This window comes from bacterium, assembly GCA_016873475.1.
Lineage (GTDB): Bacteria > Krumholzibacteriota > Krumholzibacteriia > JACNKJ01 > JACNKJ01 > VGXI01.
Genome location: VGXI01000136.1, coordinates 1 through 9157, shown reverse-complemented (window position 1 = coordinate 9157; position 9157 = coordinate 1). Strand labels below are relative to the sequence as shown.

At 68.5% G+C, this 9157-nt stretch carries 8 protein-coding genes; 3 read left to right on the top strand and 5 right to left on the bottom strand.

The window, feature by feature from the left end:
• On the top strand, positions 1 to 358 hold a 358-nt coding region (locus FJ251_10935; protein ID MBM4118233.1), incomplete at its 5' end, for a T9SS type A sorting domain-containing protein.
• 11 nt (positions 359 to 369) lie between these two features.
• On the opposite strand, the gene FJ251_10930 is transcribed toward FJ251_10935, so the two are convergent.
• The 3 genes from FJ251_10930 to FJ251_10920 form a co-directional block, all read right to left on the bottom strand.
• Positions 370 to 1017: a hypothetical protein gene (locus FJ251_10930; protein ID MBM4118232.1), complete on the bottom strand. Its 648-nt coding sequence runs from the start codon at positions 1015 to 1017 to the stop codon at positions 370 to 372.
• 389 nt (positions 1018 to 1406) lie between these two features.
• Complete coding sequence (locus tag FJ251_10925) at positions 1407 to 2279, bottom strand: cation transporter (GenBank protein MBM4118231.1); 873 nt, start codon at positions 2277 to 2279, stop codon at positions 1407 to 1409.
• A 63-nt stretch (positions 2280 to 2342) separates the two neighbouring features.
• Positions 2343 to 4853: a sodium-translocating pyrophosphatase gene (locus FJ251_10920; GenBank protein MBM4118230.1), complete on the bottom strand. Its 2511-nt coding sequence runs from the start codon at positions 4851 to 4853 to the stop codon at positions 2343 to 2345.
• 253 nt (positions 4854 to 5106) lie between these two features.
• Here FJ251_10920 and FJ251_10915 point away from each other — a divergent pair, with 253 nt between their 5' ends.
• Both FJ251_10915 and FJ251_10910 read left to right on the top strand, forming a co-directional pair.
• Positions 5107 to 6621: a sodium:proton antiporter gene (locus FJ251_10915; GenBank protein MBM4118229.1), complete on the top strand. Its 1515-nt coding sequence runs from the start codon at positions 5107 to 5109 to the stop codon at positions 6619 to 6621.
• A gap of 11 nt (positions 6622 to 6632) precedes the next feature.
• Positions 6633 to 7244, top strand: coding sequence for a hypothetical protein (locus FJ251_10910; GenBank protein MBM4118228.1), 612 nt, complete (start codon positions 6633 to 6635; stop codon positions 7242 to 7244).
• A gap of 23 nt (positions 7245 to 7267) precedes the next feature.
• On the opposite strand, the gene FJ251_10905 is transcribed toward FJ251_10910, so the two are convergent.
• On the bottom strand, positions 7268 to 8260 hold the full coding sequence (locus FJ251_10905; GenBank protein ID MBM4118227.1) for a hypothetical protein: 993 nt from the start codon (positions 8258 to 8260) through the stop codon (positions 7268 to 7270).
• An 18-nt stretch (positions 8261 to 8278) separates the two neighbouring features.
• On the bottom strand, positions 8279 to 9157 hold an 879-nt coding region (gene motA / locus FJ251_10900), incomplete at its 5' end, for a flagellar motor stator protein MotA (GenBank protein ID MBM4118226.1).

The following is a 9157-nucleotide window of genomic DNA, read 5'->3' as shown; positions in this document are numbered from 1 at the left end:
GGCCATGCTGGATGAGAGCGGCGGTATCACGCGCTACCTCGGCCCGGCCCGCGGCCGCCTGGCCGGCCCGACGCCGGCCCTCGCCGCCCAGCTCACGAGCTTCCCCAACCCCTTCAACCCGAAGACGACCCTGCGCTTCGCCCTTGCCGAGCCGGCTCGTATCGAGCTGGCGATCTACGACGCCCGCGGGCGGCTCCTCGTCCGCCTGGCCACGGGCGAGCTGCCGGCCGGCGAACACAGCCTGGACTGGGACGGCCGCGATGCCGCCGGGCGCGCGCTGCCCAGCGGGCAGTACTTCGCGCGGCTCTTGCAGAGCGGCCAGCCGGCGGAGGAGCGCAAGCTCGTGCTGATTCGGTAGGCGGGCGGGGCCTAGTACAGCGCCTTCACGGTCGAGAGGTTGGTCGAGAGCACGGCCGTCGGCTCGTCGTAGCGCACGATGATCTCCATGAAGTAGTTCCCCCTGTTCCAGTCCTCCGTGTAGCTTATATTATAGAACCCACTCCACTCGTTGTAGCCTGCGTACAGATTGTGGAGCGGGGCAGGTGGGGACTGGTCCATCCGGATAATGGGTTCGGATCCGACAGCATTGCCGTCTTGAGGCTGCATCAAGACGCCGAATGACCAACTCTCCGATGAGCTGTCCCAGAATGACCGCTCGATGAGCACTTCCTCCCAGCAACCAGTGCAGTTAGTCATATAGACTCCACTGGTCTCGATCTCGAAGATATGCTCGGCCGCAGTGTTGCGGACAACGAGGAGCACACGGTAGGGATCCGACTCATCATTGGATTCGAGATGCCAGAAGCGCATACGCTCGATCGTAAAGATCGGCGATACGTCCAGAGTCGGATAGAAGAAAACGCCATAGACGCTTGACGACGACATCGGCATGGCTCCCCCGGGAAGCTCGCTTTCATCGTAGTATGCGAAGTGCTGATACACCACGGCGCTTCCCAGGCCGGGGAACGCGAAAAGCGCCGCAGCCAAGTGGGTCATCACCTTCTGCCATTTGCTCATGCGGGCGCTCCTTCCGGTAGTGTCCTTCATGATTCACTCACATCGTAGAGCAGGTCCCGCTGCGTCAACCGCGCTCTGAATGGTCGGGAATGGCATCGGAACGCCGAGGGTGCTGGCGCCTAGGTCCGGGGCAGTAAGCGGAAGCGTGAGGAGAAGGACTGCCCAGGCCAGGGTCAAGAGCGGGCGATCGACGCGCTGAACGAGAGCGGAGAATGGGATCCCGCGTGCAGCGGTCGACGAGGAGTGGGAGGCCCTGCGCTTCCCCGTTCTCATCCGCGCCCTCCCTGCCACGAGATGCCGCCCCCTGGACGGCGTACGCAATCCAGTGCCGTCGCCCGCCTCTGATCCCATGATCAGTCTAACACAAGCCGTGGGACGGGGTCACGCGCTCAGTCCTCGTCCGGCTCGATGTGCACGGTGACGTCGCCGATGCGGTGCGGCGAGGCGAGCAGGGCGTCCTGCACGCGGTGGGCGATGCGGTGACTCTCGCGCACGCTCATCTCGGCGGCGACGTGCACGTGGATGTCCAGGGCCAGGCCCGGCCCGCTCTTGCGCACGCGGCACTTCTCGATCGCCTGCACGCCCTCGACGCCGCCGGCCAGCCCGCGGATCGACTCGACGATGGCCGGCGCCACCGAGGCGTCCATCAGCTCGTCGAGGGCCGCGCGGAAGATCCGGTAGCCGTTGAAGACGATGATGCCGCAGGCGGCCAGGGCCGCCCAGTCGTCGGCGGCATTGAAGCGCTTGCCCCCGATCAGCGCGATGCCGATCCCCAGGAAGGCGGCGGCCGAGGTGAGCGCATCCGAGCGGTGGTGCCAGGCGTCGCCCTTCAGCGCCGTGCTCTGGAGCGCATCGCCCGCCCGCAGCACGCGCCGCGAGAGCGTCTCCTTGACGACGATCACCCCCGCCAGCACGAGCAGCGTGTACCAGGCCGGCGCCTGCTGCGGGTGCCGGATCTCGCCGATGCTCTGGACGGCGATCAGGCCCGCGGCGAACAGGAGCCCGGCGGCCACCAGCATGCCGGCGATGGACTCGGCCTTGCCGTGGCCGAAGGGGTGCTCGCGATCGGCCGGCTTGGCCGCCAGGCGCAGCCCGCCCCAGACGATGATCGAGCTGAAGACGTCCGTGATCGACTCGATGCCGTCGGCGACGAGCGCGTAGGTGTTGCCGACGATGCCGGTGACGATCTTGGTCGCCGCGAGCAGCACGTTGACGGCGATCGCCAGCTTGGAGAGGAAGAGGCCCTTTTCGAGAGAGGTCATGGCGGCCGCCTTGGCGCCGGGTGCGGGGGCGGCGCCGGGCCGCCCCCGCACCCAGCGTGAACGCTAGGCCTGCCGCCCCGTCTGGATGCGCATCGAGTAGAACGAGCGCCAGACGAAGACGAGGGCGACGAGGAAGAAGACCGCGCCCAGCACGTGCGTCAAGGTGCTGTTCTCGACGGCCATCGAGACGGCCAGCTCGACGGCGAGCAGGCCGAAGAGCGTCGTGAACTTGATCACCGGGTTCATGGCGACCGAGGAGGTGTCCTTGAAGGGATCGCCCACCGTGTCGCCGATCACGGTCGCCGCGTGCAGCGCCGTGCCCTTCTCCTTCAGGTCCGTCTCGACGATCTTCTTCGCGTTGTCCCAGGCGCCGCCGGCATTCGCCATAAAGATGGCCTGGTACAAACCGAAGAGCGCGATCGAGATCAGGTAGCCGATGAAGTAGAAGGGGTCGAAGAAGCCGAAGGCCAGCGTCATGAAGAAGACGGCAAGGAAGATGTTGAACATGCCCTTCTGGGCGTACTGCGTGCAGATCTCGACGACCTTCTTGCTGTCCGCCACCGAGGCCTTCGTCGCGCCCTCGAGCCGGATGTGCGCCTTGATGTACTCGACGGCGCGGTAGGCGCCGGTCGAGACGGCCTGCGTCGAGGCGCCCGTGAACCAGTAGATCACGGCGCCGCCGGCGACGAGGCCGAGCAGGAAGGGCGCGTTGAGCAGCGAGAGCTTGTCCAGGTTCTCGGCGAGGCCGTTGGTCAGGACCATGATGATCGAGAAGATCATCGTCGTCGCGCCGACGACGGCGGTGCCGATCAAGACCGGCTTCGCGGTCGCCTTGAAGGTGTTGCCGGCGCCGTCGTTCTCCTCGAGCATCGCCTTGGCGTTTTCGAAGTTGGGCTTGAAGCCGAACTCCTGCTCGATCTCCTTGGCGACGCCCGGGATCTGCTCGATCGTCGACAGCTCGTAGACCGACTGCGCGTTGTCCGTGACCGGGCCGTAGGAATCCACCGCGATCGTCACCGGGCCCATGCCGAGGAAGCCGAAGGCGACCAGGCCGAAGGCGAAGACGGCCGGCGCCAGCATGAGAGCGCCCAGCCCGGCGGTCGAGGCGGCGAAAGCGATGGCCATTAGGCCGAGAATCGCGCTGCCCAGCCAGAAGGCGCTGAAGTTGCCGGCCACGAAGCCGGACAGGATGCCCAGCGACGCCCCGCCCTCGCGGGCCGAAGTCACCACTTCCTTCACGTGCCGCGAGCCGGTGGAGGTGAACACCTTGACGAACTCGGGGATCACCGCCCCGGCCAGGGTGCCGCAGGTGATCACCGTCGATAGCTTCCACCAGAGGCTGCCGTCGCCGATGTTCCCGATGAGCAGCTTCGAGACCAGGTAGGTGAGCACGATCGAGACGATCGAAGTCAGCCAGACGAGCTGGGTCAGCGGGTGCTCGAAGTTCATCTTGTCGGCGCGCCCGTGTTTGGCGTGGACGATCGCGTTGTTGATCAGGTAGGAGCCGCCCGAGGCGATCACCATCATCACGCGCATCGCGAAGATCCAGACCAGGAGCTGCACCTGGACCAGCGGGTCGTGCACGGCGAGCAGGATGAAGGAGATCAGCGCGACGCCCGTGACGCCATAGGTCTCGAAGCCGTCGGCCGTGGGGCCCACCGAGTCGCCGGCGTTGTCGCCCGTGCAGTCGGCGATGACGCCGGGGTTGCGGGCGTCGTCTTCCTTGATGTTGAAGACGATCTTCATCAGGTCCGAGCCGATGTCGGCGATCTTCGTGAAGATGCCGCCGGCGATGCGCAGCGCCGCGGCGCCGAGGGACTCGCCGATCGCGAAGCCGATGAAGCAGGGTCCGGCGTAGTCGCGCGGCACCCAGAGCAGGATGAAGAGCATGATCAGGAGCTCGACGCTGATCAGCGCCATGCCGATGCTCATGCCGGCCCTGAGCGGAATCGCATGCAGCGGGAAGGGCTTGCCCCTGAGGCTCGCGAAGGCCGTGCGCGCGTTGGCGAGGGTGTTGATCCGGATGCCGAACCAGGCGACGGCGTAGCTGCCGCCGATGCCGATCAGGCTGAAGATCAGAATCACGAGCAACTTCACGATCGAGAAGTGCTGCAGGAGGCCGTAGTAGAGCAGGATGATCGCGCCGATGAAGGCCCAGAGGATGAGCAGGAAGCGCCCCTGCGTGAGCAGGTAGGTCTTGCAGGTCTCGTAGATGAGCTCGCCGATCTCGCGCATCGAGCGGTGCACGGGCATGTGCTTGATCTGCTGGTAGATCACCAGCCCGAAGACCAGCCCGAGCAGGGAGGCGAGCAGGCCGAAGGTGAGGAGGGTCTGGCCCGACAGGCCGAGGAAGTCCGCCTGTCCCAGCTCGGGCAGCACGAGCGCGGCCTCGCCGCCGTGGTGGACGGGGCGGCTCGCCTCGCCGGAGCCAGCGGCCGTCGAGGCCTGGACGGGGGCAGGCAGGGCGAGCCCCAGACCGCCGATCAGCAGGGGGAGCAGGACAGCGAGCGCGGCGAGGCGCCGGGCGCCCCGGGAGCCGAGCCTGCGCGGGCAGGACAGCAGGACGTCGGTCATCACGACCCTCCAGCGAAAGACGATTCGTGCTTCTTGACGAGTTGGTTGCCGGGCACAAAGGCGCGGGATCCGGCCCCGGGGCCGGAACCGAGCCCGAGATTCTATAGCAAAAGCCCGCTGGGATGTCGAGTTGCGAAGCGGCGAGTCGCCGGACCCGCCGCGTCGCCGGTTGACCCGGCCCGGCGCGATGGTCTACCTTGCCGCGTTCGCCGTCGCGGGGCCCCCGCGCGCGGCGCCTCTTCCGGAGGCCGCGATGCCAGCTCGGCAGCTCGTTTCCCGCTCGCCCCTGGTCCGCTTGGCCTGCCTGCTCCTCCTCGGCGTTGCCCTCGCGGCGCCCGCCTTCGCCAGCGCCGGTCACCCGGAGGCCGCTGCCCCCGCGGCGGCCGCCGGCCACCAGCCGCCCGCGCTCGGCGAAACGCTGCCGCTCTGGAGCGTGCTGCCCTTCGTGGGCATCCTGCTCTCGATCGCGCTCTTCCCCCTGCTCGCGCCGCACTTCTGGCACCACCACTTCCCGAAGGTCTCGGCCGCCTGGGCGCTCATCCTGGCCGTGCCCTTCCTGATCGCCTATCGCGGGCAGGCCCTGCAGTCGCTGCTGCACATCGCGCTGATCGACTACATCCCCTTCATCATCCTGCTCTGGGCGCTGTTCACGATCGCGGGCGGCATCTTCGTGGGTGGCGCCCTGCGCGGCACCCCGGCCGTGAACACGCTGCTGCTCCTGATCGGCACCGTGCTCGCCTCCTGGATCGGCACCACCGGCGCCTCGATGGTGATGATCCGGCCCGTCCTGCGCGCGAACGCCTGGCGGCGGCGCCAGGTGCACGTGGTGGCCTTCTTCATCTTCCTGATCGGGAACATCGGCGGCTCGCTGACGCCGCTCGGCGACCCGCCGCTCTTCCTCGGCTTCCTGCACGGCGTGCCCTTCTTCTGGGTGACGAAGGCGCTGCTCGCGGTCACCGGCTTCGTGACGCTCGTCCTGCTAGCGATCTTCTACGTCTTCGATCGCTGGCACTACGCCCGCGAGACGGAGCGCCCGGCCGCCGCACCCGGCGAGGCCGGCCTGCGCATCGAGGGCGCCCACAACCTGCTCTTCCTGCTCGGGGTCATGGGCGGCGTCATCTACTCCGGCTACGCCAAGCTGCCCCACCTGCCGATCTACGGCCACGTCGGCGTCGACCTGCAGAACTGGGTGCGCGACGGCATCCTCATCCTGATGGGCGTGCTCTCGCTCGCCACCACGCGCAAGGCGATCCGCGCGCAGAATGGCTTCACCTGGGCGCCGATCCAGGAGGTCGCCTACCTCTTCGCGGGCATCTTCGTGACGATTATTCCTGCCCTCGCTATCCTGCAGGCCGGCGAGCACGGCGCGCTGGCGGGGCTGATCCGCGCGGTGCGCGAGCCGGCCCACTACTTCTGGGCGACGGGCAGCCTGTCGAGCTTCCTCGACAATGCGCCCACCTACCTGACCTTCTACAACACGGCCCTGGGCAGCCTCGGCCAGAGCGAGAGCGCGGTGCCGGGCCTGCTCGGCTACGCCGGCGAGGCGGCGCGCAACGAGGCCTTCATCGCCGACCTGATGGCGATCTCGGCCGGCGCCGTGTTCATGGGCGCGAACAGCTACATCGGCAACGCGCCCAACTTCATGATCAAGTCGATCGCCGAGGAGGCGGGCGTGCCGATGCCGAGCTTCTTCGGCTACATGCTGCGCTACTCGATCCCCTTCCTGATCCCGGTCTTCGTCCTCGTCACCTTCATCTTCTTCCGCTAGGAGGTCGCGCCGTGAGCACGCGCACGGGCGGTCCCGAAGAGCCCACCCCGACACCGGACTACTGCGAGCTGGTGCTCGCTGGCGACGCGGAGGTCTGCCGCGGCCTGATCGTCGGGCTGCAGATCGGCTGCGGCGAGGCCGGCAGCGCCCTGATCGGCCACGAGGAGGAGCTGGAGCACGGCTCCCTGGGCGAGACCCTGCGCGAGCTGGTGACGGGCAAGGGCCGGCTCACCCACTTCGTCGTCAGCCGCGCGCTCACCGAGCGCCTGCGGGAGCAGCTCCCGCGCCTGGAGCGCGAGGCGGGCCTGCGCCTGGCCGCCGAGAGAGCCGTGCGCGGGGGCCGCTTCCGCTTCGCCGTCCACGCCTTCACGCGGCCGCAGGCCGCGGAGATCAAGGCCCTGCTGGCCGCGCTGCCCGCCGGCGCCCGCCTCTTGGGCTACACGGAGCACGAGAAGGTCGATCCGGCGGCCAGGGGCGTCGAGGCCTACGCGCCGGTGCACGAGTACGAGCTGAAGGGAGAGGGCGCCGTCGAGGGGACGATCGCCGCCGTGCTCGACGCCCGGCGCCGGCTCACGGCCCAGCCGCTGATCAGCGCCGAGCGCATCGAGCTGGTCGAGGGCTAGGCAGCGCCCCGCGCGCGCCCGGCTCAGTGCCCGGCGTGCCCGGCGCCCCCCGCCTCTGCCGGCGCCGTGCCGTGCTCGGTCGGCTTGCCCGGTTGGGAGGCCGCTCGCCCAGGGGCGCTGGACTCGGGCGGCTGCGTCTGCTCCGCGGGAATGTAGGGCTCGCCCAGAGGCCGGAAACCCTGCACGGGCGCCTCGATGGGACCGGCGGTGGGCGGCGGGACGGGCGTCTTGCGCAGAACAGTGATCGTGATGCGTCGGTTGCCCGGCGCCAGCGGCTCGGCGGGCACGGCCAGGCGACCGTCCCCGTAACCGACCACGCTCTCGAAACGCGCGCGGGCAAGCCCGTGCGTCTCCAGGCGGCGGCGAGCCGCGTTCGCGCGATCCGTGGACAGCTCCCAGTTCGTGTAGCCCGCGCCGCTGGGATACTGGCGCGCGTCCGTGTAGCCCTCCAGGCGCACGGCGTTGGGCAGGGTCTTCAGGTGCGCGGCCACGGCGTCGAGGATCCTCTCGAAGTCGGGGTTCATCATGGCGCCCCCGACGGCGAAGAGCTCGTCCTGGGGATCGTCGGCGATCTCGATGACGAGGCCGTCGTCGCCGACGCTGATCTTGACCTGATCCTTGAGGCCCCCGGCACCGTCGCCCTCGCCCTCCCCCTTGGGGCCCTTGCCCGTCAGGGATGCATCGAGCTGCTGCGCGAGCTGCTCGAGCGCCTTCGTCTCCTCGAGGATGCGCGCGGCCGGCGGCATGTCGAGGAAGGCGGGCCCCCCTTCGAAATCGCCGGTCATCGTGGAGCCGCCGTCCTGGAAGGGACCCTCGTTGCGGAAGTACTGGGCGATGGCGTGCTTCTGCTTGGGCGAGCTGGCGGCGAGGATCCACATGAGCATGAAGAACGCCATCATCGCCGTCGTGAAGTCGGCGTAGGCCACCTTCCAGGCGCCGCCGTGATGGCCGCCGCCGTGGTGCCCGCCCACGTGGCCGCCCCGTCGCCGGCTGCCCTTCTCCTGTTTGCCGGACACGCTCGCCGCTCCTCGGGCCTAGGTCTTGGCCGTCTTCAGCTCGGTGATGGCCGCCTCCAGCTCCTCGGCGCTGGGCCGATCCGCGGCGTAGATCACGCGGCGCGCCTGCTCGACGCTGGTGCCCGGTGAAGTGCCGCCCGTGGAGCAGCTCAGGCCGATCATCATGCACTGAAGGTACTTGTGCTCGTCGCGGGCCAGCGCGCCCACGGCGGTCCCCAGCGGTTGGAAGAAGCCGTAGGACACGAGGATGCCCAGGAAGGTGCCGACGAGGGCCGCCGCCACGTGCTTGCCCAGCTGCTCGGGCGGACCGTCCAGGTGCTGCATGGTGACGATGATGCCGAGCACGGCGGCGACGATGCCCAGGCCCGGCATGGCGTCGCCGACGGCCTGCAGGACGCCGGCCGGCAGCTGGCCCTCCTCCTGCTGTGTGGCCAGGTCGGACTGCATGATGTGCTCGACCTCGCCGACGTCCGTGCCGTCGATGAGCAGCTTCATCGAGTCGCAGAAGAAGCGCACCGCGTGCTCGTTGGCGAGGAACTTGGGATAGTTCTTGAAGATCGGGCTGTTGTGCGGATCGCCGACGTCCTCTTCCATCGCGAGCAGGCCGCCCTTGCGGATCTTCGAGAAGACCTCGAACTGCATCTTCAGCAGCTCGAGGTAGGTGGCCTTGGTGTAGGGCGAGCCCTTGAAGACCACGGGCAGGGCGCGCAGCAGATGCTTGAGCACCTTCGGCGGCGAGCCCAGCAGGACGATGCCGATCGCGGCGCCGATGATGATGATCAGCTCCGCCGGCTGGAAGAGCACGGAGAAGGGGCCTTTGGTGTAGGCGTAGCCTCCCACCACGGCGAAGATGACGACGAGGACACCGATGATCGCCAACATGCTCGGCAGCCGGTC